Annotated in this window: 25 protein-coding genes, 1 tRNA gene and 1 rRNA gene; 12 read left to right on the top strand and 15 right to left on the bottom strand. The window is 70.7% G+C overall.

The window, feature by feature from the left end; translation table 11 throughout:
- Positions 1-140: 140 nt before the first annotated feature.
- The 6 genes from ACWGR4_RS10335 to ACWGR4_RS10310 all read right to left on the bottom strand — a co-directional run bounded on the left by ACWGR4_RS10335 (position 141) and on the right by ACWGR4_RS10310 (position 7660).
- The gene (locus tag ACWGR4_RS10335; RefSeq protein ID WP_452132696.1) at positions 141-935 is read right to left on the bottom strand and encodes a toll/interleukin-1 receptor domain-containing protein; all 795 of its coding nucleotides are present in this window, start codon (positions 933-935) and stop codon (positions 141-143) included.
- Between the two features lie 131 nt (positions 936-1066).
- The gene (locus tag ACWGR4_RS10330; protein WP_452132695.1) at positions 1067-2299 is read right to left on the bottom strand and encodes a helix-turn-helix domain-containing protein; all 1233 of its coding nucleotides are present in this window, start codon (positions 2297-2299) and stop codon (positions 1067-1069) included.
- 268 nt (positions 2300-2567) lie between these two features.
- The gene (locus tag ACWGR4_RS10325) at positions 2568-3212 is read right to left on the bottom strand and encodes a response regulator transcription factor (protein WP_379998751.1); all 645 of its coding nucleotides are present in this window, start codon (positions 3210-3212) and stop codon (positions 2568-2570) included.
- Positions 3212-4534 carry a sensor histidine kinase gene (locus ACWGR4_RS10320; protein WP_452132694.1) on the bottom strand — a complete coding sequence of 441 codons (1323 nt, stop codon included), beginning with the start codon at positions 4532-4534 and terminating at the stop codon, positions 3212-3214. The genes ACWGR4_RS10325 and ACWGR4_RS10320 overlap by 1 nt, the downstream gene beginning before the upstream one ends.
- 110 nt (positions 4535-4644) lie before the next feature.
- A complete protein-coding gene (locus ACWGR4_RS10315) occupies positions 4645-6024 on the bottom strand; it encodes an FAD-binding oxidoreductase (RefSeq protein ID WP_452132693.1) in 1380 nt (459 codons plus the stop codon).
- 295 nt (positions 6025-6319) lie between these two features.
- Positions 6320-7660, bottom strand: coding sequence for a BTAD domain-containing putative transcriptional regulator (locus ACWGR4_RS10310; RefSeq protein WP_452132692.1), 1341 nt, complete (start codon positions 7658-7660; stop codon positions 6320-6322).
- Positions 7661-7779: 119 nt separating this feature from the next.
- Between ACWGR4_RS10310 and ACWGR4_RS10305 the strand changes: the two genes are divergently transcribed.
- Both ACWGR4_RS10305 and ACWGR4_RS10300 read left to right on the top strand, forming a co-directional pair.
- The gene (locus ACWGR4_RS10305; protein ID WP_452132691.1) at positions 7780-8334 is read left to right on the top strand and encodes a hypothetical protein; all 555 of its coding nucleotides are present in this window, start codon (positions 7780-7782) and stop codon (positions 8332-8334) included.
- A 73-nt stretch (positions 8335-8407) separates the two neighbouring features.
- Entirely contained in the window at positions 8408-9238 is an 831-nt protein-coding gene (locus tag ACWGR4_RS10300) for an isocitrate lyase/PEP mutase family protein (RefSeq protein WP_452132690.1), read from the top strand.
- 48 nt (positions 9239-9286) lie between these two features.
- Here ACWGR4_RS10300 and ACWGR4_RS10295 read toward each other — a convergent pair whose 3' ends face one another.
- Positions 9287-10138, bottom strand: a complete 852-nt coding sequence (locus tag ACWGR4_RS10295; protein WP_452132901.1) for a helix-turn-helix transcriptional regulator — start codon at positions 10136-10138, stop codon at positions 9287-9289.
- Between the two features lie 179 nt (positions 10139-10317).
- Between ACWGR4_RS10295 and ACWGR4_RS10290 the strand changes: the two genes are divergently transcribed.
- The 3 genes from ACWGR4_RS10290 to ACWGR4_RS10280 all read left to right on the top strand — a co-directional run bounded on the left by ACWGR4_RS10290 (position 10318) and on the right by ACWGR4_RS10280 (position 14684).
- Positions 10318-11112 carry an alpha/beta fold hydrolase gene (locus tag ACWGR4_RS10290; protein ID WP_452132900.1) on the top strand — a complete coding sequence of 265 codons (795 nt, stop codon included), beginning with the start codon at positions 10318-10320 and terminating at the stop codon, positions 11110-11112.
- Between the two features lie 172 nt (positions 11113-11284).
- Positions 11285-12700: a DUF2201 family putative metallopeptidase gene (locus ACWGR4_RS10285; protein ID WP_379999975.1), complete on the top strand. Its 1416-nt coding sequence runs from the start codon at positions 11285-11287 to the stop codon at positions 12698-12700.
- 112 nt (positions 12701-12812) lie between these two features.
- Positions 12813-14684: an AAA family ATPase gene (locus ACWGR4_RS10280; protein WP_452132899.1), complete on the top strand. Its 1872-nt coding sequence runs from the start codon at positions 12813-12815 to the stop codon at positions 14682-14684.
- Positions 14685-14709: 25 nt separating this feature from the next.
- Here the strand turns inward: ACWGR4_RS10280 and ACWGR4_RS10275 are convergent, their stop codons facing one another.
- Positions 14710-16272: a helicase HerA-like domain-containing protein gene (locus tag ACWGR4_RS10275; protein WP_452132898.1), complete on the bottom strand. Its 1563-nt coding sequence runs from the start codon at positions 16270-16272 to the stop codon at positions 14710-14712.
- 169 nt (positions 16273-16441) lie between these two features.
- On the opposite strand from ACWGR4_RS10275, the gene ACWGR4_RS10270 reads away from it, so the two are divergent.
- Positions 16442-16738 (top strand): type II toxin-antitoxin system VapB family antitoxin, encoded by a 297-nt coding sequence (locus ACWGR4_RS10270; protein WP_020556786.1) that lies wholly within the window; start codon positions 16442-16444, stop codon positions 16736-16738.
- A gap of 145 nt (positions 16739-16883) precedes the next feature.
- Complete coding sequence (locus tag ACWGR4_RS10265) at positions 16884-17483, top strand: LytR C-terminal domain-containing protein (protein ID WP_452132897.1); 600 nt, start codon at positions 16884-16886, stop codon at positions 17481-17483.
- 110 nt (positions 17484-17593) lie between these two features.
- Here ACWGR4_RS10265 and ACWGR4_RS10260 read toward each other — a convergent pair.
- The 4 genes from ACWGR4_RS10260 to ACWGR4_RS10245 form a co-directional block, all read right to left on the bottom strand.
- Positions 17594-17680 (bottom strand) — tRNA-Ser (locus ACWGR4_RS10260).
- Positions 17681-17690: 10 nt separating this feature from the next.
- Entirely contained in the window at positions 17691-18221 is a 531-nt protein-coding gene (gene tadA / locus ACWGR4_RS10255; protein ID WP_439675755.1) for a tRNA adenosine(34) deaminase TadA, read from the bottom strand.
- Positions 18222-18226: 5 nt separating this feature from the next.
- Positions 18227-18706: a tRNA adenosine deaminase-associated protein gene (locus ACWGR4_RS10250; protein ID WP_395800355.1), complete on the bottom strand. Its 480-nt coding sequence runs from the start codon at positions 18704-18706 to the stop codon at positions 18227-18229.
- A 113-nt stretch (positions 18707-18819) separates the two neighbouring features.
- Positions 18820-19008 carry a hypothetical protein gene (locus ACWGR4_RS10245; protein ID WP_078979378.1) on the bottom strand — a complete coding sequence of 63 codons (189 nt, stop codon included), beginning with the start codon at positions 19006-19008 and terminating at the stop codon, positions 18820-18822.
- A 265-nt stretch (positions 19009-19273) separates the two neighbouring features.
- Between ACWGR4_RS10245 and upp the strand changes: the two genes are divergently transcribed.
- The 4 genes from upp to ACWGR4_RS10225 all read left to right on the top strand — a co-directional run bounded on the left by upp (position 19274) and on the right by ACWGR4_RS10225 (position 22113).
- The gene (upp, locus tag ACWGR4_RS10240; protein ID WP_379998726.1) at positions 19274-19915 is read left to right on the top strand and encodes a uracil phosphoribosyltransferase; all 642 of its coding nucleotides are present in this window, start codon (positions 19274-19276) and stop codon (positions 19913-19915) included.
- Positions 19916-20254: 339 nt separating this feature from the next.
- A complete protein-coding gene (locus tag ACWGR4_RS10235; protein WP_170222223.1) occupies positions 20255-20422 on the top strand; it encodes a hypothetical protein in 168 nt (55 codons plus the stop codon).
- Positions 20423-20426: 4 nt separating this feature from the next.
- Positions 20427-20981: a PH domain-containing protein gene (locus ACWGR4_RS10230; protein WP_379998724.1), complete on the top strand. Its 555-nt coding sequence runs from the start codon at positions 20427-20429 to the stop codon at positions 20979-20981.
- A 250-nt stretch (positions 20982-21231) separates the two neighbouring features.
- The gene (locus ACWGR4_RS10225; RefSeq protein ID WP_078976446.1) at positions 21232-22113 is read left to right on the top strand and encodes a SigB/SigF/SigG family RNA polymerase sigma factor; all 882 of its coding nucleotides are present in this window, start codon (positions 21232-21234) and stop codon (positions 22111-22113) included.
- A gap of 133 nt (positions 22114-22246) precedes the next feature.
- Here the strand turns inward: ACWGR4_RS10225 and ACWGR4_RS10220 are convergent, their stop codons facing one another.
- The gene (locus ACWGR4_RS10220; protein ID WP_452132896.1) at positions 22247-23407 is read right to left on the bottom strand and encodes a tyrosine-protein phosphatase; all 1161 of its coding nucleotides are present in this window, start codon (positions 23405-23407) and stop codon (positions 22247-22249) included.
- A 580-nt stretch (positions 23408-23987) separates the two neighbouring features.
- Here ACWGR4_RS10220 and ACWGR4_RS10215 point away from each other — a divergent pair.
- The gene (locus ACWGR4_RS10215) at positions 23988-25802 is read left to right on the top strand and encodes a protein phosphatase 2C domain-containing protein (RefSeq protein ID WP_395800361.1); all 1815 of its coding nucleotides are present in this window, start codon (positions 23988-23990) and stop codon (positions 25800-25802) included.
- A 154-nt stretch (positions 25803-25956) separates the two neighbouring features.
- Here the strand turns inward: ACWGR4_RS10215 and ACWGR4_RS10210 are convergent, their stop codons facing one another.
- Positions 25957-26139: a hypothetical protein gene (locus ACWGR4_RS10210; protein ID WP_379998717.1), complete on the bottom strand. Its 183-nt coding sequence runs from the start codon at positions 26137-26139 to the stop codon at positions 25957-25959.
- 71 nt (positions 26140-26210) lie between these two features.
- Positions 26211-26327, bottom strand: a 5S ribosomal RNA gene (rrf, locus tag ACWGR4_RS10205).
- Positions 26328-26451 lie beyond the last annotated feature (124 nt).

Raw genomic sequence — 26451 nt, 5'->3', positions numbered from 1 at the left:
GGCGACCTGGAGTGGATCCGCGCGCACCCGAAACGTTCGCTCGAACCACTCATCCCCGGCGACATTGAAGTTTATCTGGGTGCCGGATCCGCTGTGAACGGAACCACGAGGCTCATGGATCCAGGCGCCGGCGTCGGTTGTCATCGGCTTTTGTCCGAGCCTCCGTGCCGACCGTCGAACCTCTGGCGTATCGTGCCCGAACTATCACCGGCGGTATAATTCAGCCCCGTATTGTCCCCGGAGAATCGCGGGGCGTTGTACTGGTCTCCGGTGCCGGTATGCACCGGCGCCTGGGGCTCGCTGATGAAGGTGCCCGACAGATCTCCCACGAGATTTCCGATACCACCTCGCTGGGTGTGCCGAACGTCGTGTGCCCGGGTCTGCACGCCCCGGAAATACTCCTTTTCGACGGCCATGTCGGTATCGCCTCGAGCCTCGCCATCGCGGCAACGATCGCGGTCCGCCGCAGCCAACTGCGGAACAAGTTCGGCGAGATTGTTCCCAAGCTGCGCCAAACCGACCTCGATGTTCCGATGATCCAGCCTTCGATATTGGTGGTCCGCCAGGTCCGCGAGAGCCGGCGGAAGCAACTCACGCTCGAGTCTGACGGCCCTACCGACCAGCACCGGGATCACCAGGGATCCGCTCTCCAGCGCCTCGATGATTTCTCGACGGGTCCAATCCTCGGGATCGTCCAGCGCACGTCCGCCCTGCGCGGCTCGTGCCTCCATCCACCCAGACCCGATGACGGCCAGCAGGACGCTACTGCGTCGGAGCGCGGTGATCAACGCCTGGGGAAAGCGCCGGCCAGGTTCGATCGATTTGCCGGCGCGGAACACCCGTTCGCTGCCGAAGCGGCGCGAGAGTTCGTGATCCACGAGCGCAGCAGTGGCCTCCTCGTCTCCGGTTCTATAATTGACGAAGATGTCGGGCATGCCTCTCTCTTTTCCGAGAAGGAACGAAATTCCGAAGTCGAACGAAAAGGGCGCACCGTGCCCGAACCTCGGAGTGCGAACGAAACGAAATGGCCTGTATCAACCGGCTGTGCCGGCCCCGACGCAGGTCACTACCGCGTCTGATCGAGCGCCAACGCAAGTGCGGGCTGCAGGTCTCGAACGGTCCGATTGGCCTGGAAGCGTTGCAACTCCCTGGCAAGGCGCCGTATATCGGTCCTGACTGTGGCGGAAGGCACGATCGAAGCGACGTCGAGCAGTTCTTTGGCGATCTCGCAGGAATGCTCCACCTCACCTGCGGCAGCGTGGGCCAGTGCCCGGCGCATGCCGTACCTCATCCTGGTGCGATGCGCTCGCGGCGCGATGCGAAGGTACTCGCGATCGAGAACTTCGACGGCGGCACGCGGTCGTCCGAGATCGTGCAGACACCAGCCATTCACCATGCTTACCGAATCAGCCAGATTCGTGCTGCCGATCACGGGTGCTTCGGATGTCTGGGCGTCTGCGGAGCCGAGCAGGTCGCGGGCTCGGTCGAGACTCTTCAGGCAGGCCCGTTCGTCCCCCGCAAGAGCATGTCCTTGGGCCTCGCGCTGAGCCGCCAGACCTCGGATCCGGGGTGGCAGCGCGCTGTCCTGTGCTTGATCGGCGAGCCCGATCGTCTGCTCCGCGTCGGACTTGTAGAACGCGATCAGCGCGCGTCGAACGAGCGCGTATGAGGAAAGGTCGGCGTCTCCCCCCGCCTGGGCCATCTCGACGGCCTGCGCCGTCAGATCGATGGCATTGCGGTCGTCCCCACTTTCCTGGGCCATCCACCCGGCGTATTCAGCGAAGCGGGCGGCCAGCACCAGGAACCGAGCTCGTTCGCGAGCATCGCTTCGGGCCGCCGACTGCACCAGCATGCGCGTCTGGGACTCCAGCAGCGGAAGCAGCACCTTCGGATCGGCACCTTGGCCAAGTTGCCGGATCTGGTCGAACTGCGTCCGAAAGGAGGCCTCGATCGGCAGGTTCGCCAGCGCAGGATCGCCATCGTTCCGGGTCAATATCACGCCGAGCAACGACCCGGTGCCCGTAACGAGCAGGTCCCGCCTCTGCACGAACCGGCGGGGCTCGTCGTCCGAGTCGTCCGACGGCCCCTGCGGTTCGACCAGGCGCCTCAGCCGACCACCGGCGTCCAGTAGCGCGTCACACCGTTGTGCCAGGTCGAACGACGGCCGTCGAACCCCGCGTTCGACCTTGCTGAGATAGCCCTTGTCGTAGTTCGCCAGCTGAGCGAAGGCGCCGAGCGAGAGACCCGCCCGGTGCCGAAGACGACGTAGCTCGGAACCGAAACTCAGAGGCGTACCCATGCAGAACTCCACCCTTTGGGCCGTCGCGCACCGGAAGATCGGAAATCAGGGGATCGGAGCGCGTCCCCAGCTCCGACGAAGAGTCTGGCATGCGACACGGCGCAAAAGCCTGGTTCCGCGAGGGTTGCCCGTTGCCACCCCACGGGTACCGGAATGACTGATTCCCACTTCACAAACGCCGCCGCGCGTCACTTGATGGTCGTCGTGTACGCCCAACCCGAGTGATTGCCGCCCGAGTCGTGCGCTGTGCGCGGCCCGTCCATCCCGGTCAGGGGTTGGTGCGGAGCCAGGTGAGGACTGCGAGGACTCGGCGGTGGTCGTCGTCGGATGGGGGGAGGGCGAGTTTGTCGAAGATGGCGGAGATGTGTTTTTCGATGGTGCCCTGGGTGAGGGACAGGGTGCGGCCGATGGCGGTGTTGCGGCGGCCCTCGGCCATCAGGGCGAGGACTTCGCGTTCGCGGGGGGTGAGGGCGGCCAGCGGGTCGTCGCGGCGGCGGGTGAACAGGGCGGAGACGACCTCCGAGTCCAGGACGGTGCCGCCGGCCGCGACGCGGGTGAGCGCGTCGGAGAGTTCGTCCAGGCGGGAGACGCGGTCCTTGAGCAGATAGCCGACGCCGCCGCCGTCGGCCAGCAAATCGCCGGCGTAGCTCTCCTCGACGTACTGGGACAGCACCAGGATCGCCGTCCCCGGCACCTCGCGACGGATCCGCAGGGCCGCCCGCAGGCCCTCGTCGGTGAAGGTCGGCGGCATCCGGACGTCGACCACCGCCACGTCCGGCCGATGCGCGGTCACCGCCTCCACCAGGGACGGGCCGTCGCCGACCGCCGCGACCACCTCCGCGCCGGTCTCCTCGAGGAGGCGGACCAGGCCCTCCCGCAGCAGCAGCGAATCCTCCGCCAGCACCACCCGCATCAACGCTCTCCCACCCCGCTCAACGGAATCTCCGCGGTCAGCGTGGTCGGCCCACCGACCGGGCTCACCACGTCGAGCCGACCCTCCACCGCGGCCAACCGGTCGACCAGCCCGGCCAGGCCGTGTCCCTTGCCGGGATGCGCCCCGCCGCGCCCGTCGTCGCGAACCTCCACCGACAACGCCTGCTCGTTCACCCACACCCGCACCCGACACCGCTCGGCCCCGGCGTGCTTGGCGACGTTCGTCAGCGCCTCGGTCACCACGAAGTACGCCGTATTCTCCACCGCCGGGGCGAACCGCCGCCCCTCCGGCAACTCGGCCGCCAGCGTCACCGGGACCGGACACCGCGCCGCCGCCGCGGTCAGCGCCGGCACCAGGCCCCGGTCGGCCAGGATCGGCGGCGCGATCCCCCGGGACAACGCCCGCAGTTCGGTCAACGCCTCGTGGCTCTGCGAGATCATGTCGGCGACCAGCGGCCGGGCCCGCTCGGGGTCGTCGTCGAGCCGACGGGCCACCGTCTCCAGGTCCATGGTGAGCCGCACCAGCCGCTGCTGCGGCCCGTCGTGCAGGTCCCGTTCGAGCCGGCGCAGCGTGTTCGCCTCGGCCGCCACCGCGCTGCGCCGACCCTGGGCGAGCTGCTCGGTACGCAGCTGCAACGCCGCCGTCTCGTTGGTCAGCAACACCCGGGCCAGCCCGGCCTGGATCGCCACCAGCGCCCGCATCATCGGCGCCGCCGTGGCGAGCACCACCACACCGATCCCGGTGTTGAACGCGATGTCGGCGGCCCGCGACGAGACGCCGAACATCAGGTCGAGCAGACCCTGCTTGCCCTCGTCGCGCGGGATCGGCCACGACCACGCCACATACAGCACCTCCCCCAGCCCGCCCACGGTCCAGGTCAGCGCGAGGCAACAGCCCACCACCCGCAGCGGGAAGGACACCACCGCGTGCGTCAGATCGCGCCAGGACTGCGGGTCGCGCAGCGCGCGCAGCCACGCCTTGAAGCCCGTCCCCATCGACGCCCGGTAGCCGTGCGGCGGCAGAGCCCGACCGGTCACCGCCTCCACCCGCCGCCGCTCCACCGAGGCGAACCACCCGGCCGCGGCCAACACCCCGACCAGGACCGGGATCCCGAACACCAGGACCGAGCCCACCACGCCGATCGCGAATCCGCCGAGCCCGACCACGAAGGCGGCGACACCCAGCGGCAACCCGCCCAGCACAAACCCGAGTCGGCGCAGAAAGAGCCGAAACGCCCCTGCGTCCTGTGCGAGTTCACGCGGCGCGGCCGTCGCCGGGGATGATGTGGTCGTCTGGGTCATGACCACATCCTCGCCGCCGCAAACGACCGCGCCCAGCGGGTATTCCGGGCCCCGGGGGTAGGGCACACCCCCAGACGCCCCCCGTCGGCCCGAACCCGCGAAGGCCGGCCCTATCGCGCGGGCACGATGTTCTGATTCGCGTGGAAGAGGTTCCCCGGGTCGTACTTCCGCTTGATCTCGGCCAGCCGGTCGTAGTGCCCGCGATACGTCGCCTCGACCCGATCGTGGCCCTCTCCCTCACCGATGAAGTTGACGTACGCGCCACCCATCGAGTGCGGATGCAGGTCCCGCCAGTAGTCCACGCACCACTGCCGAATCGTCCCCGCGTTGGCCGGGTCCGGATCGACACCGCCGATGACCCCGGACCAGACCGCGTCCCGGTAGTCCCACGCGGTGTCGTCGCGATCCACCCGATGCGCGGCCCCGTCGATCGGATACAGGTGCATCGTGGACAGCGCCGTCGGCAGGTTCTCCGCGTACGCGGCGTGCACCTCGATCGCGTCGTCCGTGATGCGATCGAAGAAGTCCCCGCGCCAGTACCACTGGAGGCCGGCGGGGATCAGGTCGTCGAACATCGACTGGAACGCCGGGTACGGCATCGGCGCGGCGAAGTGGAAGGCCGGCGCGCCGGGTTCGCGCACCACGGCGAGTACCCGCTCGGCCGCGTCCGGATCGCCACTCCAGCACCACACCACGCCGCACATCGCGCGCCCGTGGATCTCCTCGGGGAACGGCGGCCCGGGCGGCACCGTCAGCAGCGCGAAGAAGCCGTACAGTTCCTCGGGCGCCTGCGGCAGGAACTCGCGGTACCAGCGCAGCACTTCCCGTGTGCGCTCGGCCGGCCACACGGTGACGCCGCCGGTCACCATATTCACCGCGTGCAGCCGGAAGCGGAACGAGGTAACGACTCCGAAGTTGCCCCCGCCTCCGCGCAACGCCCAGAACAGGTCCGGGTGTTCGCTCTCACTCGCGGTCACGAAGCCGCCGTCGGCGAGCACCACGTCCGCGGCCACCAGGTTGTCCACGGTCAGCCCGTACCGGCGGGTCAGATATCCGTGTCCGCCGCCCAGGGTGAGCCCGCCGACACCCGTCGTCGACATGATTCCGGTGGGGGTGCCCAGGCCGAACGCGTGCGTGGCGTGGTCGAGATCGCCGAGCAGGGTGCCGCCGCCGACCCGGGCGGTGCGGGCGGTGGGATCGACCCGTACCCAGCGCATCGGCCGCAGATCCACGGTCACCGCGTCGTCGGCCACACACAGCCCGCCACCGCTGTGGCCGCCGCCGCGCACCGCGAGTTCTAGGTCGTGGTCGCGGATGAAGTCCACCGCGGCCATCACGTCCGCCGCGTCCGTGCACCGCACGACGGCCGCCGGACGCCGATCGATCATCGCGTTGTAGATCCTGCGCGCCGCGTCGTACTCCGCGTCGTGCGGCCCGATCACCGGCCCGCGCAGCGCGGTGCGCATGTCTTCGAGAGTTTTGCCGTCCATGACCATCTCCCTGCCGGGACGCGGACCGCGAACCCGCCCGGTCGCGCGCCGACCGGCCCTCGGGAAGCAATCATGCGCCGATCCCCCGGCGCCGCCGGGCCTGCAGGACTCGCCGAACGCCGCAGGGCTTACCCGTCCAGCGTCCCGCCGCGCCCGGCGATGCGCAATTCAGGGGCGAACCGCCCGACCCGATCACACGCACGAATCACTACACCAAAGCACTCCAACACCGCACTCCCACCAGCCGAAACGCCGCCGGCACACGCACGCCCTGCCGGGCTCAGGCCGCCGGCGATCACTGCGCGCCCCGACAGCGGTTGCCGCAGATCGCCAGGCTGCACCAGCGCCGCCGCCCACTCGCATCCAGGAACAGCCAGCCGCACGCCTCGTCCGGACACCTGCGGACGAGGAACCGGCGCGGATCCGCCAAGAGTTCGGCCGCGCTGCGAGCCACCGCGTACACCGGCAGCGCCAACCCCGCCGCCGGCGACAACCGCCACCGCCCCAGCCCGTCCTCGCCGCGCCGGAACACCGCCGCCCCGGCCGCCTCCCGAGCCGTCTCGGCCACCGCGTTGAACGCGCGCACGTCCTGCGAATCGGTCAGGCAGGCGTACAGATCGGCCCGAAACTCCCGCGCCCGCGCCAGTGCGGCGGCGGCCTCGTCGGGCCGCTCCTCGGCCCGCCGACGCAGCCACGCGACCAGCCGCTCGTCGGCCAGGTCCAGATGCCCCGTCCACACCGCGAGGGTGGCGTAGCCGCGCAACCAGTCCGCACCGGGGCGCTCGGGGCCGCCCCAGCCCGCGTACGTGTTGCAGAACTCCAGCGCCGGATGCCCGCTCGTGTTCCAGGGCAGCCACTCCTCCCCGACCCGCACCGCGTACACCGGCGCCGAGGGCCGATCCAGGATCGGGTCACCGCACAGGATGCGCTCGTGCAACGTGGTCAGCGCCGCTCCCGGCTCGATGCCCAGTTCGCTCACCAGCACCTTGTGGGTACGCCGGTACGCCTCCAACGCCTCGGCCCGCCGACCGGCGCGACTCAGCGCGGTCATCCGGGCCGCCACCAGCCGCTCCCGAGCCGGGAACTCGTCCGCCACCGGCGCCAGATCGGCCAGGACCCGATCGTGCAACCCCATCGCGAGCCGAGCCTCGGCACGCTGTTCCAGCGCGGACACACGCAGTTCGTCCAGCCGCCCGGCCAGCCGACCGCGCAGCCGATCGTCGATCACATCCGCGAGCAGCGGACCCCGCCACAACGCCAGCGCCCGATCCTGACACCGCATCCGCTCCGCCGGATCCGCGGCGCCGCCCGACCGCCCGACCAGCTCCAGGAACTCCCGTACATCCACGGCATGCGCGTCGGCGTCCACCGTGTAACCACCGTGCCGGGTCCGCACCCGCAGCCCGTACGGCGCGAGCCGGGCCCGCAACCGACCGATGTAGGTGTGCACCGTGCCGCGCGCCGAGGCAGGCGAACTCCCCTGCCACATCAGGTCGATCAACCGCTCCGTGGTGACCACGCGCCCGGCTTCGAGGAGCAGCAGGGCCAGCAGACACCGTTCCTGACGTCGGGTGCCCACCAGCACGCTCCGCCCCTCGTGGCACGCCTCGAAGGCACCGAGCAACCGAAACTCCATGACCACCTCCACCGGACCCGCGTGGTGAGAATCCGGTCAGCGCGCGGGCGGAGGCTGGGCGATGCCCCCCGCATCGGGCGGCCCGACCGCCACCCCACCCCACCTCGCAAAGGAACCCCATGCGCCGAACCTTCGTCACCCTGACGGTACTTGCCGCCCTCCTCGGCGCCGCCGCAACAGCACCCGCGTCGGCCGCCGACCCCACCCCGACCGCAGCCGAGACCATGACCGAGGCCCCCTCCGCCTGGGAACCCGCGCCGCCCACGCCGCCGTTCGACTACCCGGCCGGTGCCCGCTGCGACTTCCCCGTACACGCGGAGGCGATCCTCGACGAGGTGGTGCAACGTGTCCTCGAAACCCACCCCGACGGCAGCCCGAAACGGGTCGCGTACAAGGGCCCCCTGGTCATGCGGGTGACCAACACCGACACCGGCGCCCACTTCGACGCCGACGCCGGTGGCAGCGCCGTCGTCGAATATCGCCTCGACGGCTCCCAGCGCTGGCTGGCGCTCGGCCCCGTACTCACCACGTTCCGCACGAACGGCGGCAACGTGCCGCGCGGCGTCTACACCATCGACGGCGTGTACATCCTGGACATCACCGCCGACCGCACCAAGACCCTGACCATGCTGCACGGCCGCACCGACGACATCTGCGCCCGCGTGGCCCGATAGGCAACCCACCGCCCAGGGGGATGCCGGCGGAAAACCGCCGGCCGCGGCCCGGTCGGGCTGATGGAGTGGGGCCATGACGAGCCCGCGTGACACCGCCCTGACCTTCCGCGCCCTGCACACGAGTGCCGCGCCCCTCGCCCTGGCCAACGTCTGGGACGCCGCCGGCGCCCGCCTGGTCGTCGAGGCCGGCGCCCGTGCGGTGGCCACCACCAGCGCGGGCGTCGCCTGGGGCCTGGGCGCCGCCGACGGCGACCTCCTCGGCCGCGACCGGGCCCTCGAACTGATCGCCCGCGTGGTGGCCGCGGTCGAGGTACCGGTCACCGCGGACATCGAAAGCGGCTTCGGCGTCGACCCGGACGGCGTCGCCGAGACCGTGCGCGGCGTGCTCGCCGCCGGCGCCGTCGGCATCAACCTGGAGGACTCCTCGCACGGCGGCCCGACACCGCTGCGCCCGATCGCCGACCAGGCCGCGCGCATCGCCGCCGCACGGGCCGCCGCCGACGCCGCCGACGTCCCGCTCTATCTCAACGCCCGGGTGGACACCTACCTCCGAGGCACCGGCGAGCCCGCCGATCGCCTGCGCGAGACGCTCGACCGGGCGAGCGCCTACCTCGCCGCCGGCGCCGACGGCATCTTCGTCCCCGGCGTGGTCGACCCGCCCACCATCGCCGCGCTCACCGCGTCCCTGACCGCCCCGCTCAACATCCTGGTCGGCCCCGGCGCCCCCGACGTCGCCGAACTCGGCCGGCTCGGCGTGGCCCGGGTCAGCCTGGGCTCCGCCGTCGCCGAGGCCGCCTACGCGGTGGTCCGCCGCGCGGCGCGGGAGCTGTACGACAGCGGCACCTACACCGGCCTCGCCGACGCGATCCCGTACGGCGACCTGAACGCGCTGCTCGCCCGCTGACCCGACCTTCGGCGGCGGCCCGGCCCACTACGGCCGGCCGCCGCCGACTCAGCCGAACGCCAGGGTGTCGCCGCCCGCCGGTCGGCGCAGCAGGGCCAGCCGATCGGCCAGGTCACCGCCCGGGGCCGGGGTGTACAGCACCACCCGGCGGTTGTCCTCGGGGGTGATCAGGACCTGGCAGTCCACCTCCACCAGACCGAGCACCGGGTGCAACACCCGCATCCGGCTGTGCCGGCGCACCGCCACCTCGTGCCGATCCCACAACTCGGCGAACTCGTCGCTGGCCTCGCGCAACCGGGTCACCAGCCGCGTCACCGCCGCGTCGTCCGGCCGGTGCGCGGCGGCGGCCCGCAGGTCGGCCACGTGCAGCCGGCTGTAGTACTCGTGCTCCTCGGCCGGATACGCGGCCCGCTGCCGGGCGTCGCCGAACCACCGCCACACCACGTTGCGGCCGTGCTCCGAGACCGTACACACCCCGCCGAGCAGGGCCTGCGCCATCGCGTTCTGGGCCAACACGTCACCGAGGTCGTCGAGCACCTGCGCCGGCGTGGCGTCCAGCTGCTCCAGCAGATGCAGCAGCGCCGGCGCCACCTCGTCGCCGGCGGTCCGCGCCGCGGGCGGGCGATGCCCGGCCAGCAGGTACAGGTGATCCCGCTCGTCGTCGCTCAACCGCAACGCCCGGGCCAGCGCGCCGAGCATCTGCGTGGACGGCTGCGGCCCGCGGGCCTGCTCCAGGCGGATGTAGTAGTCGGCCGACATCCCGGCGAGCTGCGCCACCTCCTCCCGGCGCAGACCGGGCGTACGCCGCCGAGGCCCGGCGGGCAGCCCCGCCTCCTGGGGCGAGACCCGCTCTCGCGAGCGCCGCAGGAAGTCGGCGAGCTGGTCCCGAACAATCTTCATGCGCCCATCGTCGCGCATCGCCGCATCGCCAGACTGGGACCGCCGATCCCAGGGTCGGCGATGCTCTCCCGGGCCGCAGGCCCCGGCGGCAGGGTTACGGGTGTCGGAGCCGATGCCCGACGTCGTTCGACACCGGCCGTTCGTCGTTCGACACCCCCCGTTTCGTGAAGGAGTTCGCCATGCCCGTCGTCAAGGTCGCCGACGCCCAGGTCCACTACGCCGTCTCCGGTTCCGGCGCCGGCCCCGCGCTGCTGCTCGTGCACGGGACCGGGTCCGTGGGGGCGCCGGTGACCTGGGGCTCGACCATCCCCCTCCTCGACGGGGACCGGGTGGTCATCGCCCCGGACCTGTCCGGGACCGACGCCACCGTCGACGACGGCGGCGAGCTGACCGTCGAGATCCTGACCGACCAGGTGATCGCGGTGATCGAGGACGCCGACCTCGGCCCCGTGGACCTGCTCGGCTTCTCGATGGGCGCGACCGTGGTCGCCGCGGTCGCCGCGCTGCGGCCGGACCTGGTGCACCGGCTGATCCTGGTCGCCGGGTGGGCGTACACCGAGGGCGAGGAATACCTGCGCAACACCTTCGCGCTGTGGCGGCGGCTCGGGGACACCGACGCCGAGTCGTTCTCCCGGTTCGTGACGATGACCGGCTTCGGCCGGGGCTTTTTGAACTCGATCGGTCGCGACGCGGTCGAGGCGATGACGCGGAACATGACACCGACCCCGGGCACGCTGCGGCACGTGGACTACGACGTGGCCCTCGACATCCGCCCGCTGCTGCCGCGGATCCGGACCCGGACGCTGGTCGTCGGCTGCGCGCAGGACGCCACCATCCCGGTGGAGCACAGCCGGGCCCTGCACGACGCGATCGCCGGCAGCTCGTACGTCGAGATCGACTCCGGACACGTGGTGATGTTCGAGAAGCAGGACGAGTTCGTCGCGAGGGTCCGCGAGTTCATCGCCGCCGGGTGAGGCGCGAACGCGGGAAAACCCCCTGACCCTCGCCCCCGGTGCGGCCCACAATGTGGAACCGACGGCGGTGTCCGAACCACCCGAGCGGGTGTCGGTCGGCACTGGGATCATCGAGGGACACCGAGGGGAGGTGACGGACGTGGCGTACGGCGAACGTGCCCCGCAGGCACCGATCGTGAGCCTGACCGACCGTCGGGCGCTGGAGGCCTGGCGACCGGCCGACGACGAGGTGATCGCGCGGGCCCGCAAGCTCAAGGAAGAGGCGCTGCTCGACTTCGGCATGGAACTGTCGGTCATCGCCTCGTGGTTGTACACCAAGTGCCACCACCACATCCCGACCACCGCGATCGACACGGCCGCCGTGATGGCCTCCGGCGACGGCACCTGCCTGCTGCTCTACAACCCCCGGTTCTTCTGCGATCTGGGTCTGGACGGCGTCAAGTTCGTGCTCTTCCACGAGGCCCGACACCTGATCCAGCGGCACCTGTTCGCCGAGGCCGACCTGCGCGCCGACCCGGTGTTCACGCTCGCCGCCGAGGTGACCATCAACCACGTCGCGATGACCCGCCTCGGCCGCACGTCGCTGCCGATCGTGCGGCGGATCGACCCGGACACCGGCGCGCAGATCGGCGAACCGACCGGCATCGACCCGCGCGAGATCCACCGCGCCTACGTCAAGGACCTGCAGGACCAGGGCCTGGAGTCGCTGCCCTACGACGACTTCGTGGACACCGACGCGACGGTCTACGCCGAGCTCAAGCGCATGAAGCACCCGCCGGTCCCGCCCCCGCTGTGCGTGCACGTGATCCTGGGCGAGGGCACCGGGCTCCACGACGGCATGGACGGCGAGACGGTCGACCGGGTGGCCTCGGAGGTGTTGCGCAGCGTGCTCCTTGCGGCGCGGCGGGGCGAGCGGCTGGCCCGGCGGGAGCTGCTCGACCTGCTCTCCCGCACCGACGGCGCCACCGACCGCACCTCCAAGCTCTGGGGCGATCTGGGGGCCGGCTTCCTGCGCGGCGAGACCCAGCGCACCCGTCGGGTCGAGTGGTGGCAGCAGTGGCTGGTCGACGTACTGGCCTCCAAGCTGCGCGAGGGCGAGCGGCTGGTCTATCCGAAAAAGCGCGGCGCGCTGCTCGCGGCGCTGGGCCACGACCCGATGCTCGCCCGACGCGGCCTGGAGCGCACCAAGGTCGTGGTGATCGCCTACGACACCTCGGGCTCGATGCCCGACCACGTGGTGGGCTGGTTGACCGAACTGGTCGGCAAGGCCGAGGGCGTGGAGACGCACTGGCTCAGCTTCGACGGCACGGTGACGCCGTTCAAGCCGGGCGAGCGGGTGCTCGGCGGCGGCGGGACGAACTTTCAAAACGTCGCCGACTACGTCGAGGGCCGGCTGGCGATCGAGGGATCGGGCCGGTTCGAGGAATCGGTGGACGCGGTGGTGATGCTCACCGACGGCTACGCGCCGCCGATCACCCCCGCCGACCCCGACAAGTGGATCTGGCTGATCACCGAGGGCGGCGACGACTGGCCCGAGCGGCACGACCCGCCCATGGACTGTCACCGCGTCGTCACCGGCGACCACTGATCGGGGCCGCCGATGCCGACACACCTCGCCGACCGATGCCCGCGCCGACCGACGCCCCCGGCCGAAGAGCCCTCCGCGACAGCACGCCGTGCGCCCGCCCCCGGAAGGAACCATGACGATCACCGCTGACACCACGCGCGCCGGCCGACCCGCGTCCGAGCCCAAGTGGAAGGTCACCGCCACCTTTCCCGAGCGCCCCAAGGGCTGGAAGGGCGTGTCCAAGCTCGAGGAGTTCATCGACGCGATGATCGACCTCGGCCAGACCGGGCAGATCTTCGGCGAACACGGCATCGGCAAGACCGCCACGTTCTTCAGCCACATCCCCGACCGACACGAGGACACGGTCCTGGTCTTCGTCCCGGCCGCCAACCTGACCCCCGACGACCTGCTGATCAACGCGCCGGTCCGGGACGCGCGCACCGGCGAACTGGTGCTGCGTCAGCTGATCATGCGTCAACTTCGGCCCGGGAAACGCTTCGTGCTGTTGATCGACGACGCGTTGCAGGCGGGCGAGACGATCCAGTCCCAACTCATGCAGATCGCCTGCAACTGGACGCTCGGCGAACACGACCTGCGCGAACTCGGCTGCGTGGGCGTCTTCCTCACCGACAACGAGTCGTTGGCCGAGACCGCGACCCGGCGTACCGACCTGGCCATCCTGGACCGCATGGTCACGGTCAAGATCACCGCGACCGACACCGCGTGGCGCTACAAGCTCGCCGAGCGCTTCGCCGGCACCGACCTGACCCAGGTTTTCCAGGTGTGGACCAGCCTGTCCCCGGCGCTGCGTCAACTGATGTCCCCGCGCACGCTGGAGCACGTGATCGACTGCGCGCTGGCCGGCTTCCCGCTGGTGTGGGGGCTGCCGTTGGTCAACGGCGAGCGGCTGGCGCTCACCGAGACCAAGAAGGACGGCTCCCCCGGCCCGGACCGCACCGACGAGGTGCTCGACCGGATCGCCTCCGGCCTGGGCGTACGCAACCCCGACCAGACCCCCGACGCGGTGCGCCGGATCGTCCGCGAGGCGATCCACCGCCGCTGGTCGGTGCTGGTCCAGGGTCCGCCCGGCTGCGGCAAGACCGAGGTGGTGCGCGAGGTGGTGCGCGCCGAACTCGGCCACGACCCGCTCTACTTCTCGCTGCCGGTGACCAACGTCGAGGACCTGTGCGCGCCCGTGCCCACCCCCGACGGTTCGCTGGAGAACCTGCTGGCCGCCAAGTTCACCGATCCCGGCGCCAAGGTGATCGTCTGGGACGAATACAACCGGCCCAAGGACAAGTCCACCTTCGCCAAGCTGATGGAGGTCACCCAGGAGTGGTCCATCGCGGGCCGCCCGATCCCCGGCCTGCGCGCCCAGATAGCGCTGCAGAACCCGCCGTACCACCTCGGCCGCAAGATGCTCGTCTCGCGCAACAACATCGCCCAGGCCACCCGCTTCACCGCGTCGCTGACCATTCGTCCCGAGGACATCCCGGCCAACGAGTGGCTGATCGCCACCTACGGCCCGGTCGCCGAGACGGTGCTGGAGTGGTGGAAGAACGACATCGACGACGAGGGCCGCGACTGGATCACCAAGCGCACCCTGGAGCGGCTGATCAAGCTGCACCAGCGCGAGCTGCCGCTGGAGATGGCCAAGGTCTACCTCGGCGACGGCGAATACGCGCCCGTGCCGCTGAACGCCCTGGAAGCCAGGTTCGCGGAGAACCCGGCCACCGGCCTCGGCGACATCTCGGCCAACCTCGACGAATGGGTGCGCCGACTCGACGCGGCCAACGAGGAGTCCGGCGAGGGCACCGACGACACCGACATCGTGCACCAGGTGCTGGCCAACGCCGAGTTGTCCCAGCTGCGCGAACACATGGACACCGTCGCGCAGTTGCTCGCCGGCCTGCCGCCCAAGCTGCGCTCCAGCTATCTGGTCGGCCAGTCGGTGGACAAACAGCGCTTCTGGATCGAGGCGTTCGCGAAGATGCCGCGCCGCTGAACCCGGCCCCTCGTCGGCCCGCCCGTCAGCGTTTGCGGCGGGCGGTGCCGAACAGGCTGCGGGTGATCTCCCGGCCGATCTGGGTGCCCATCGAGCGCAACATCGACTTCACCGCGGAGTTGCCCATCATCTGCTCGACCATCCCGGGCTTCGGCTTCTCCTCCCGAGCCCGCCCGCGCGCGGATTCGTCGGGCGCGGGCGTCTCCGCGGGTTCCGCGGGTGCCTGGGCCTGGGCCTGGGCCTGAGCCGCCGTCAGCTTCTCGAACGCCGACTCGCGGTCGACGGCGGTGCCGTACGTGGGGAACAGCGGCGAGTTCGCCACGAACGTCCGCATCGCCTCCTCCGGGATCGGCGCCATCAGCGACCGCGGCGCCCGCAGCCGGGTCCAGGCCACCGGCGTCGGCGCGCCCTTCTCGCCGAGCACGGTCACCACCGCCTCGCCGGTGCCGGCCTGGGTGAGCACCTGGTCCAGGTCGTAGGACGAGCGCGGGAAGGTGGACACGGTGGCCTTGAGCGCCTTCGCGTCCTCCGGGGTGAAGGCGCGCAGCGCGTGCTGGACCCGATTGCCCAACTGGGAAAGCACATCGGCGGGCACGTCACGCGGCGTCTGCGTGACAAAGAAAATCCCGACCCCCTTCGACCGGATCAGCCGCACGGTCTGGGTGATCGCGGTCAAAAACGCCTTCGACGCACCCGTGAACAGCAGATGCGCCTCGTCGAAGAAGAACACCAGGCGCGGCCGATCCGGGTCGCCGACTTCGGGCAGATCGTGGAACAGGTCGGCGAGCAGCCACATCAGGAAGGTGGAGAACAACTGCGGCTTGTCCTGTACCGCCGCGAGTTCGAGCAGCGAGACCACGCCCTGCCCGTCGGAGGTGATGCGCAGCAGGTCGGCGGTGTCGAAGGCGGGTTCGCCGAAGAACGCCGCCCCGCCGTTGTTCTCCAACGTGATCAGCGCACGCAGGATCACCCCGGCGGTGGCGGCGGACAGACCGCCGATCCGCTTGAGCTCCGCCTTGCCCTGATCGTCCGTCAGGAACTGGATCACCGCGCGCAGGTCCTTCAGATCCACCAGTTCCAGGCCGCGTTGATCGGCGAAGTGGAAGATCAGCCCGAGCGAGGACTCCTGCGTCTCGTTCAGATCCAGCACCTTCGCGAGCAGCGTCGGCCCGAAGTCGGTGATCGTGGCCCGGATCGGCACCCCGGTTCCGATCCCGCCGAGCGCGTAGAACTCGGCCGGGCATCCGCCCGGTTGCCAGTCCTGCCCGACCTCGGCCGCCCGCGCGGCGACCCGCTCCCCGGGCTCCCCCGGCGCAAAGATGCCGGAGAGGTCGCCTTTGACGTCGGCGAGGAAGACCGGGACGCCCTGCGCGGACAGTTGCTCCGCGATCAGTTGCAGCGTCTTGGTCTTGCCGGTGCCGGTCGCGCCCGCGACCAGCCCGTGCCGGTTGAGCACCCCGAGCGGGACACGCACCCGCGCCCCCGGGTGCGCAATGCCCGCGACGACGGCGGCGCCCAACTCCACCGCGGGTCCGGTGAAGGCGTACCCGGCTGTGATGGTCGCGATGGTGTCGTCCTGATCGGTCATGCGCTCCTCCGCTCACCCGGGATCCGGGAAGCGAATACACCGATAGCGCAAGAAATATCCCGATTGCCCCGGCGGATCGGCCATCCGAGCCGACCCGATCCGCGACGCCGCTCCCTCGCTTCGGCACAGGGTGGGGGTTCGAGGACCACGATCCCGGTAGGCTGAGCCTGTGATCTTCAAGCGGATCGGTGACGGCAAACCGTACCCGGACCACGGGAGGTCGGGTGCCCGGCAATGGGCCGACATCGCCCCGCGGCCCGTGCGTCTGGACCAACTCATCACGACGAAGCGGCAACTCGACCTCGACACGCTGCTCGCCGAGGACTCGACCTTCTACGGCGACCTCTTCGCGCACGTCGTGAAATGGCAGGGCGACCTGTATCTGGAGGACGGCCTGCATCGCGCGGTCCGAGCCGCCCTCCAACAACGCCAGGTGCTGCACGCGCGCGTGCTCGAACTCGGCTGAGCACGCAACCTCGGCGGCCCGATCAGGTGGTCGTCACGAGTACGGCCGTGCCCGGATACGCAAGGTGCCAGGTCGGCGCTAACCTCGACTCCATGGCGACCGGGACCACGGCCATGCCGTGCAGGAGGAGGACGGGGGCACACCGATGAGCATGCTCACTCCCCGCGGCATGGGAGGCCAGTACAAGATCACTGGCAAGCTGTATCCGCGGATGACGCGGCGCAGGCGACGCATGCCCGTGGTGATCGCGATCGTGGTCGGCCTGGTGGTCCTGGCGACCGCCGGCTGGGGTGTGTACCACTTCACGTCCGACGACGGCGGCACCGCCGCGGCCTGCCCCTCGCCCACCGCCTCGGCCCCGCCGCCCACCCAGGCCGCGCCCCTGCCCGAGCCCAAGACGATCACGGTGAACGTCTACAACGCCACCAAGCGCACCGGCCTGGCCAAGACCGTCGCCGAAGCGCTCAAGACGCGCGGATTCACCATCGGCAAGGTCACCAACGACCCGCTGAACGCGCCGATCGCGGCCACCGCCGAGATCCGCCACGGCTTCCCCGGCGCCACCCCCGCGAAGGTGGTCGCCGCCCAGGTCGCGGGCTCCACCGACAAGGAGGACCAGCGCACCGACGGCTCGGTGGACCTGGCCATCGGCGACGCGTGGACCGACCTGGCCACCCCGGAGGCCGCCGCGGCCATCCTGTCCCCGCCACCCCCGCCCCCGCCCAGCCACACCCCCGGCTGCTGACCCGAAGCCCCGCTGCCGCCCCACTCCAAAGGGGCGGCAGCCCCCGCCAGACCCCCGAGAACGCCGAAGGCGCCACCCGGAATCCGGATGGCGCCTTCGACTTGCAAGAGCGGTAGCGGTGGGATTTGAACCCACGGATAGCTTGCACCATCACACGCTTTCGAGGCGTGCTCCTTAGGCCACTCGGACACGCTACCGAGAGAGAGCTTACCGGATGCCGGGGTGTGGTTCGTAACCGGATTCGTCGGTGCGGTTGAGGGTGAAGAAGTCGCGCAGGATCGTGGTGCACTCCGCCGCCGCGACGCCGGCGACGACCTCCGGGCGGTGGTTGAGGCCGCGGTCGCGGAGTACGTCCCACAGGGAGCCGGCGGCGCCGGCCTTGGGGTCCCAGGCGCCAAAGACCACGCGGTCGACCCGGGCCAGGACGATCGCGCCCGCACACATCGTGCACGGCTCCAGGGTGACCACCAGCGTGCACCCGGACAGGCGCCACTCCCCGACGGCCTTGGCGGCCTCGCGCAGCGCCACGATCTCGGCGTGCGCCGTCGGGTCGCCGTGCGCCTCGCGTTCGTTGCGGCCGCGGCCGAGCACCGCGCCGTCCGGGCCGAGCACCACGCACCCCACCGGCACGTCTCCCGTGTCCACCGCGAGCGCCGCCTCGGCCAGGGCCAGCCGCATGGCCGGCTCGTACCGCCGCAGCGCGGGATCGAATCGGGGCTCGGGCACCGGTGGGGGCATCGTGCTCAGCGGACCGTCTCCAACTCGTCCGCGCAGCCCAGCCGTTCCGCTATCACCGCGATGGCGTCCGCGGGCAGCCCCGCCTCGCCCGCGAGGTCGGCCAGCAGTTGGGCCGACACCCCCAGGTCCACCAGGACGGTCTCGTCGCCGGCCGGACCGGTCGGCAGCACGGCCTCGTCGTCCTCCTCCAGGCCGTCGAGCACATCGGCCGTCAGCAACGCGTCCGCGTAGGCGCTGCGGGACACCGCGGCCACGTCGGAGACGTAGATGCGCGGATCCTCCTCACCGTCCACCCGGACGACCGCGAACCAGGTGTCCTCCTGTTCGACGAACAGCAGTACCGGTTCGTCGTCCACCGCCGCCGACCGTGCCAGGGCGGTCATCCCCGCCGAGTCCTCGACATCGTCGAGGTCGGCTTCACGGGCCTCCCACTGCTCGTCTGTACGTACGAGCACTGCGGCGAAGTACGCCACGGGACTCTCCAAGATCGTTCGCTTCGGCGTTGTCTCTCGCATCGTGGCAGATACCGGACCACCACGACGGGAATTGGCGCACGTTGACGAACAAGGTCGCCGCGACGATCGCACGCGGACCGTTTTCAGTAACGGAACGTACGCATCCGCATCATCTGTCGTAGCCGCTCATTGCGTGCGCGCCGCGGTTGGATGCGGGCCCGCAACTCGCGCGCCTCGGCGAGTTCGCGCAGGAAGAGGGTGCGCCGGCGACGGCGAGCGGCCTCCGCCTCGCGGCGCTCGGCCGCCGTCGTTCGAGGTTCCCGACTCTCCATCACCACGCCCCTGGACTCGAAAATCCACCGAAACCGACGTGGCAGTAGTTCCCGGGACACGCCGGCTCAGTCATCGCACCGCCGGACCGGGCCGGATGTGCGTTCACAAACCGGTTCAATCACTCCAATTTACCCGGGATTCCCATAACCGCCCGGCCCGGACCGCCCGCCGGACCCGCGCACGGCCGACGAATGCCACCGAACACACCCCGAAACCGACAACCCCGCAGGGTCGCGGGAGGGGCCGGCGGGCTACTGTCGCTCCATGCGGATTCACGTCGTCGACCATCCTCTGGTGGCCCACAAACTCTCCACGCTGCGCGACCGGCGCACCGACTCGCCCACCTTCCGGAGGCTCGCCGACGAACTCGTCACGCTGCTCGCCTACGAGGCGACCCGGGGGGTGCGCGTCGACCCGGTCGCGATCAGCACCCCGGTCAGCGAGACCACGGGCGTCAAGCTCTCCTACCCCCGGCCGCTGGTGGTGCCGATCCTGCGCGCCGGTCTGGGCATGCTGGACGGCATGGTGCGCCTGCTGCCGACGGCCGAGGTCGGCTTCCTCGGCATGATCCGCAACGAGGACACCCTCGAGCCGTCGACCTACGCCACCCGCATGCCCGACGACCTCGGCGGCCGGCAGGCGTACGTGCTCGACCCGATGCTCGCCACCGGCGGCACCCTGATCGCGGCCACCAAGCTGCTCCTGGAGCGCGGCGCGCTGGATGTGACCGCGATCTGCCTGCTCGCCGCCCCCGAGGGGGTCAAGGTGATGCAGGAGGCGTTCGCGGACACCGAGGCCAACGTCACCGTGGTCACCGCCTCGATCGACGAGCGGCTCAACGAGCACGGCTACATCGTCCCGGGCCTCGGCGACGCCGGCGACCGGCTGTACGGCACCGCGGGCTGACCCGGGCCGCGACCCGAGCAGACCCCGAACCGACCCACGCACCGCGTACGGCCGTTCGAGGCCGATCCCGCGGCCCGTGTCCCGCGCGGGACCAAGGCCCTGCCCCGACAGGCCGAACGCCGGATGCGCACGGCCACGCCTCGGCGCATGCTGGAGATGTGCCCGGGGCTGGGCAGGAGCCCCGCAGGCACCGCGGGACTGTTTGCCGATGCTGCGAAGGTACGACCCACCTTTGCTCCGGCGGGGGTCCCACAGGGGAGAGGGAGTGGCCGGTCCCCCCGCGGCCGCTCCCTCTCCCCTATTGTTTCTCCCCGACACCTCATAGGGGAGGCGGGGGATATGGCGGGGCAGACCAAACGGATCCTGACGCTGCTCCTGATCGTTTTTGTCATCTACACGATCATCGCCACGCCCGAAAAGGCCTCCGACCTGGTCGCGCAGTGGTTCCAGGCGATGTCCTCCGCCGCCAAGTGGTGCGGGGACCAGATCAGCAGGCTCACGGGCTGAGGTCGTGCGCCGAGCGGCGAGCGCGGCGTCGGGGCCGGAGCCGGCACCGGTCGACCGCTCCACCACCGAGACCCACGCGATACGCCGCTACCTGCTGCCCAGCGAGACCTGCGCGATAGCCGTACGCCGGCACTGGGCGATCATCATCGGCCCGCTGGCGATCACCGTGTTCGGGATCGCCTTCCTGGCGCTGCTGCTGTGGTATTTCACGTCCGCGAACCTGATGGTGAAGTACGGCGTATGGCCGGTCGGCACGGGCCTGCTGCTGTGGTGCTCGGGTCACATACTGACCTGGCGCAACGACTACTTCATCGTCACCGACAAGCGCATCATCCTGGCCACCGGGCTGATCGGGCGGCGGGTCAACATGCTGCCGCTGACCCAGGTGACCGACATGAGCTACCGACGCAGCCCGGGCGGCAGATTGCTCGGGCACGGGACGTTCGTGATGGAGTCCGCGGGGCAGGATCAACCGCTCAGGGAGGTCGAGTTCGTCCCTCGACCCGACGCCGTCTACCTGAAGGTATGCGATCAACTGTTCGGCCCGAATGTCGACTGATCGTCAAAGACCGACGAGTAATGCGAAACGGCTGGTAAAACCTCGAATTTTCTTTGCGGTGATTCGCGGCTTTCGTACTGTCGACATGCCGCTAGATACACCCGCATCACCTGACAAATCGGGGATGTCGCAAGGGGTTTGGGGCGGTGACCCGCGCCGGTAAGGGGGTACCGAACGACGGGCTGCCGTTCCACCATGGCCGGCAGCGGACAGGTTCCGCTCCAGGACCGACGAGGAGGTGGGCTCTCCAGTGCTGCTGCGAGATGCTTCCCACGAGGGCACAGCCGGCTCGACCGCCGACCGCGCCGCGCCCGCGCGCCTTCCCCGTACCGGCATCCCCCGCGCCCGCGCGCTCCGGGGTTCCGGCACCGACACCCCCCAGGACACGCGCACGCTGTCCCGAACCCTCCTGCTCCGCCTCACCGACGTCGTCGAGGGATCGGCCGAGCACGCCTACGTGCGCAGCACCCTGGTCGAGCTGAACCTGCCCCTGGTGCGCTTCGCCGCGAACCGCTTCCGCAGCCGCACCGACCAGTACGAGGACGTGCTCCAGGTGGGCACGATCGGGCTGATCAAGGCGATCGACCGCTTCGACCCGCATCGCGGCGTCGAATTCCCGACCTACGCCGTACCGACGATCATCGGCGAGATCAAGCGGTTCTTCCGGGACACCTCGTGGAGCGTGCGGGTGCCCCGCCGGCTCCAGGAGTTGCGGCTCGCGCTCGCCGAGGCCACCGAGCAGTTCAACCACAAGTACGACCGGGCACCGACCGTGGTCGAACTCGCCAAGCACCTGAACCTGACGGTCGAGGAGATCCTCGAGGGCATGGAGGCGGCCAACGCCTACTCGCCCGCGTCGCTGGACGCGCACGACCTCGACGACGATCGCGACAACGCGCTGATCGCCCGTCTCGGCCAAGAGGACGAGGCGCTCGACGGGGTCGAGTATCGCGAGGCGCTGCGGCCGCTGCTGGCCCGGATGAGCCCCCGCGACCGGCAGATCATCATGCTGCGCTTCTTCGGCAACATGACGCAGTCTCAGATCGGCGAGCGCCTCGGCATCTCCCAGATGCACGTCTCGCGCCTGCTCGCCCGCGCGTTGGCGCGGCTGCGCGCCGACCTGTCCGCCTGAGCGAGCGCGGCCCGGCCGCGGTGCGCGCGGCCTCGACCGCTGTCCGGTGAGGCCCCTGACGGATCATCAGGGGCCTCACCGGGCGGACGACCGAGACCACCCGCGCCCGGCGTGCCGGGGTTCGGGCGGCGGCTCAGTTGGCGAGCAGCCGGGCCCGGAGCCGCAGTTCGGTGATCGGGTCGATGTTCAAACCCTTGCGCAGGTACGCGTCGAACGAGCCGTACTTGCTCTGCACCTGGGCGAACGCCGTGTCCAGGTACGACTTCTGCACGTAGAGCAGCGGGTCCATCAGGCTCGGGTCCTGCATCAGCCCGGCGGCCTTCAGGCCCGCCTTCGTGGCCTCGTTGCGTGCCCGCAGGTTGTCGTTGCTGGCCAGGAAGTCGGCCTGCACGGTAGCGTCGTCGACGCCCAGCGCCTTGAGCACGATCGCGCTCATCCAGCCGGTGCGGTCCTTGCCCGCCGTGCAGTTGTAGATCACCGTCTTGCCATCCGCGAGGTCGCGCAACACGGTGGCGAACTGCGCGCGCTGAGCCGGGTCGTCCACGAAGCCCCGGTAGACGTTCTCCAGCGCGGCGGCGGCCTTGCCGTCGCCGAGCAGCTCCTTCTGCCGGATCGGATCCCGGCTGCCCACCGCGGCGTTGGTGATGGCGGTGAGGTTGCCGTCGGCGATCGGCAGGTTCTCGACCGGGGTGCCGGCGGGAAGCCGGTTGACGCCGTTGCCGGCGATCTCGATGTCGGTACGGAAGTCGGCGGACACGTCCAGGCCCAGACCGCCCAGGCGGGCCACGTCGGCGTCGGTGAGCTTGCCGAGCGCGTCGGCGCGGAAGACCTGGCCGTACTTGACGGTCCGGCCCGAGTCCGCGCGGTGGCCGCCCAGGTCCCGGGCGTTGGGCGCGCCCTGCAGGCCGAGCGAGCGCGGGGCGGTGACCACGCCGCCGTTCGGGCCGGCCGGAGTGATGGCGAAGTACCAGCGCTTGGCCGGGTCCAGGCCGGACACGGTCAGCGAAGTGCCCTTGGTCGTGCCGACGAGCCGGGTGAAGCGGTCCGCGTCGGTGGACGCGTACACGCGCATCGGGCCGGGCCAACGATCGGTCCAGGTGATCGTGTACGTGCCGTCCGGGCCGACCGTGGCCGAGGCCCCGGTGACCGAGCCGAGACCGGCGCGGGCCGAGACGCCGGAGTCGCCGTTGCCTGTGGCGGCCGAGGCCGGGGACGAGGCGACCGCGACGGTGCCGCCGAGCGTGAGCGCCGCCGTGACGGCGAAGGTCGCGAGGCGGGTGGTGCGTATGCGCATGCGGTTGTGCTCCCGAGGAGGAAGTGTTCATGATCGCCCGGGAACGACCTGGGAAAACAACCGGTCGTCGCTGCCGAGCGACGGACACACTGTAGTGACGACCGGGCGCCGACTCCAGACGGTGCCGTATGGATGGATGGTGCGATGGGTCACCGTACGAACCGGTTGCCCGGATCCGCCGATCACCGGGCGGACCGACCACCCGACGCCGTCCCTTCGCGGCCCGAATCCGCCGCATCCGCAGGCCACTTCCACACGAAGCCCACCGAACACGCCGGCGAAAGCGCCCAGTCGCCACATCCGCCCCCTCGACGGGGAACGCCGGCACCCGGTTCGGGAGTTTCCCTGATACGCCGTCAAATAGGTACCGAGCGACGGGATTCCGGGTAGAACGCCGCCATCCGCCCGGTCATCGGGCGGACCCGGGGCAAAGTGGGGACCAACGCGCGCGCGTGCGCCCACGGGCACGGGCCGTGCACGCTATACCTGTTGATACCGGTCGCACGGGTGGGAGGACGTCCACTCACCGGCGACCCGAAGGGACCGGCTCGCCGGCCGGCCCGACGCGAAGGAGGAAGCCGTGCCGGACGGTACCAGCAAGCGCCACACCCCCGGCGATGGTTCGCCGGGCCGGCCCGTCCCGCGAGCCCAGGGTCCCCGGCGCTCCGGTCCGGGCGATCGTGAACGCCCCGAACCCGACTGGGATCGTCGGCCCGACCCCGACTACGACCGTCGGGCGGACCCGGACTACGACCATCGGCCGGATCCGCTGTACGACCGCGAGGTCGAGGCGCCCTCCGGACCGCCGGGCTTTCCCGACTCGGCGCCGCCGGACCAGGGCGGGCGCCGCTCCGGGCGGGCCCGCCGGGTGGCCAACTGGTTCGGGTTCGGCGCGCCGGCCGAGGAGGACGAACCGGATCAGTACGACCGCCGGCCCGGCTTCGGCCGCCGCGATCCGTACGAGGCCGACGCCGGGGTGTACGACTACGGACGCGACCAGGGCCAGGAGTACGACGCCGACTACGATCCGGCGCCGCCCGCGTCGGGCCGCAATCGGCGGCGCACCGGCTCCTCGCACTGGGAGGACGTGATGCTCGGCTCGTCGCCGCCTCCGGGCACGCCGATGTCGGACAGCATCCCCGGCGACACGATGCCGCCCGATCGGCTGCACCGCGACGCGCAGGGCGTGTTGCCGCCGTCGCGCGGCGCCGCCCGCCCGGGACGGCGCGAGGATCCGCAGCAGTGGCGGCCGGAGGCCGACGACGACATCGAGCCCGCCGATCCGATGGATCCGGTCGACCCGCTCGACCCCGGCCCGAGCCCGTCCGCCGAGCGTCGTCCGAACTACCCGCCGATCCCCAAGCACCGGCCCGCACCGGCCGTGGAGTCGGACAGCTACTCGTCGATCGACGCGAGCCCCGGGTTCGGCGACGATCCGACGGAACGACGGCGCGACGTCGGCGGCGAACCCGCCCCGGACGACGCCGGCGAGCCGGGCACCACGTTCCTCAAGGCGCCCCCGGCCCAGCGCACGCCCCACCGCTCCGCGCCCGCGGACAACCCGGCCGACGAGGTCCCGCGAAGGATGTTGCGCATGCTCCCACCTCCCGCCCTCGCCGACGGCGGCGGCATGGTCGTCGACGGCGGCCGGCTGGGCCGGTTGAACGTGCGCGCCGCCGGAGTCCGGGGCGAACTGCACCAGCAACAGGGCCTGCCCAGACAGAACTGCTTCGCGGTCGGCCCGGACCCGAGCGCCCGCTGGACGATCGCCATCATCTGCGACGGCGTCGACAACGCGCACGCCTCCGAACTCGCCGCCCAGATCGCGGTCCGCAGCGCCTACCGCACCGTCGCGCGGATGGTCGCGCGCGAACGGCACGAGAACTGGGACTGGGCCGGTGTTCAGACGGAGGTCGAGGAGGACCTGCGCTCCCGCCTGACCGGCACCGCCGACCGCGCGCACGAGCTGGGCCGCTCCGAACCCGCCACCCGCCTGGCGATATTGGTCACCGCCGCCGATCCGCTGGAGGACGACCGGGTCGACATGGCCGTACTCGGCGACAGCACCGTGCTCCGCCTGGCCCAGGGCGGCTGGCGCGCGCCGCTGGGCATCCGGGACACCTCGCTGGAGGCCGCGCCGGCGGCGATTCCCGACCAGGCCGGCGACGACCAGCTCCGCATCTGCCGGACCACGTGGCGGCCCACCGACGTACTGGTGATGATGACCGGCGGCTTCGCCGAGGCACTCGGCCAGCCGACCGCCGGTCTCGCTCCGCGCCTGGCCGGGGATTGGCGGACCCCGCCATCCCTGTTCGACTACCTGCGTGATGTGGACGAGGGCCTGCGGCTGCGCGAGGAGGACGGCTGCGTCGTCGCGCTGTGGCCGTCGACCTGACCGGAGGTATCGAGCGACGAACCGCGAATACCGGATACCGGATACCGAAGTATTCGCGGAATGTATATCGCGGGCGGGGCCCGGAGGGATGGGGTCCCGCCCGCGGTATGTCGGCCCGTTGGTACGGCGGTCGGTATATCGACCGATGGGTGGGTCAGGTGACGGCAATGAGCACGACCGCCGCGACCACGATGATCGCGATCACGACTCCGGCGATCAGTAGCACCGGCGGGGTGCCGCGCCGGGCCGGTTCGCCGGGAGCCGCGGGGCGGTCCTCGGCGACGAAAGCCCGGAACATCTGAGTACTGGCTGCAGGATCCATCTCGTTGTCAGGCATGCGCAGACCATACCGCACCCCGGAAAACGCAAAAGGCCCATCCCTTTCGGGATGGGCCTTTCACACGTAGATTCCGGCGGCGTCCTACTCTCCCACACCCCTTCGAGTGCAGTACCATCGGCGCTGGAGAGCTTAGCTTCCGGGTTCGGAATGAGACCGGGCGTTTCCTCTCCGCCAAGACCACCGGAAAACCATCGAACCCACAAAACAGGGTTACTCGGTGAACCAGAAATCACATGCGGTGATTCAATTATCAAACGGGTTCCCCGAAACCGATTGCGGTTCGGGAACCACACAGTGGACGCGTAGCAA

It is taken from the genome of Embleya sp. NPDC055664 (genome assembly GCF_053618075.1).
This window is presented reverse-complemented; position numbering and strand designations above follow the sequence as displayed.

Excerpts from the sequence above, each read along its gene's own strand:
- ACWGR4_RS10335 (WP_452132696.1), bottom strand. The coding sequence starts at position 935 with ATGCCCGACATCTTCGTCAATTATAGAACCGGAGACGAGGAGGCCACT.
- ACWGR4_RS10330 (WP_452132695.1), bottom strand. The coding sequence starts at position 2,299 with ATGGGTACGCCTCTGAGTTTCGGTTCCGAGCTACGTCGTCTTCGGCAC.
- ACWGR4_RS10325 (WP_379998751.1), bottom strand. The coding sequence starts at position 3,212 with ATGCGGGTGGTGCTGGCGGAGGATTCGCTGCTGCTGCGGGAGGGCCTG.
- ACWGR4_RS10320 (WP_452132694.1), bottom strand. The coding sequence starts at position 4,534 with ATGACCCAGACGACCACATCATCCCCGGCGACGGCCGCGCCGCGTGAA.
- ACWGR4_RS10315 (WP_452132693.1), bottom strand. The coding sequence starts at position 6,024 with ATGGACGGCAAAACTCTCGAAGACATGCGCACCGCGCTGCGCGGGCCG.
- ACWGR4_RS10310 (WP_452132692.1), bottom strand. The coding sequence starts at position 7,660 with ATGGAGTTTCGGTTGCTCGGTGCCTTCGAGGCGTGCCACGAGGGGCGG.
- ACWGR4_RS10305 (WP_452132691.1), top strand. The coding sequence starts at position 7,780 with ATGCGCCGAACCTTCGTCACCCTGACGGTACTTGCCGCCCTCCTCGGC.
- ACWGR4_RS10300 (WP_452132690.1), top strand. The coding sequence starts at position 8,408 with ATGACGAGCCCGCGTGACACCGCCCTGACCTTCCGCGCCCTGCACACG.
- ACWGR4_RS10295 (WP_452132901.1), bottom strand. The coding sequence starts at position 10,138 with ATGAAGATTGTTCGGGACCAGCTCGCCGACTTCCTGCGGCGCTCGCGA.
- ACWGR4_RS10290 (WP_452132900.1), top strand. The coding sequence starts at position 10,318 with ATGCCCGTCGTCAAGGTCGCCGACGCCCAGGTCCACTACGCCGTCTCC.
- ACWGR4_RS10280 (WP_452132899.1), top strand. The coding sequence starts at position 12,813 with ATGACGATCACCGCTGACACCACGCGCGCCGGCCGACCCGCGTCCGAG.
- ACWGR4_RS10275 (WP_452132898.1), bottom strand. The coding sequence starts at position 16,272 with ATGACCGATCAGGACGACACCATCGCGACCATCACAGCCGGGTACGCC.
- ACWGR4_RS10265 (WP_452132897.1), top strand. The coding sequence starts at position 16,884 with ATGAGCATGCTCACTCCCCGCGGCATGGGAGGCCAGTACAAGATCACT.
- tadA (WP_439675755.1), bottom strand. The coding sequence starts at position 18,221 with ATGCCCCCACCGGTGCCCGAGCCCCGATTCGATCCCGCGCTGCGGCGG.
- ACWGR4_RS10245 (WP_078979378.1), bottom strand. The coding sequence starts at position 19,008 with ATGGAGAGTCGGGAACCTCGAACGACGGCGGCCGAGCGCCGCGAGGCG.
- upp (WP_379998726.1), top strand. The coding sequence starts at position 19,274 with ATGCGGATTCACGTCGTCGACCATCCTCTGGTGGCCCACAAACTCTCC.
- ACWGR4_RS10235 (WP_170222223.1), top strand. The coding sequence starts at position 20,255 with ATGGCGGGGCAGACCAAACGGATCCTGACGCTGCTCCTGATCGTTTTT.
- ACWGR4_RS10220 (WP_452132896.1), bottom strand. The coding sequence starts at position 23,407 with ATGCGCATACGCACCACCCGCCTCGCGACCTTCGCCGTCACGGCGGCG.
- ACWGR4_RS10210 (WP_379998717.1), bottom strand. The coding sequence starts at position 26,139 with ATGCCTGACAACGAGATGGATCCTGCAGCCAGTACTCAGATGTTCCGG.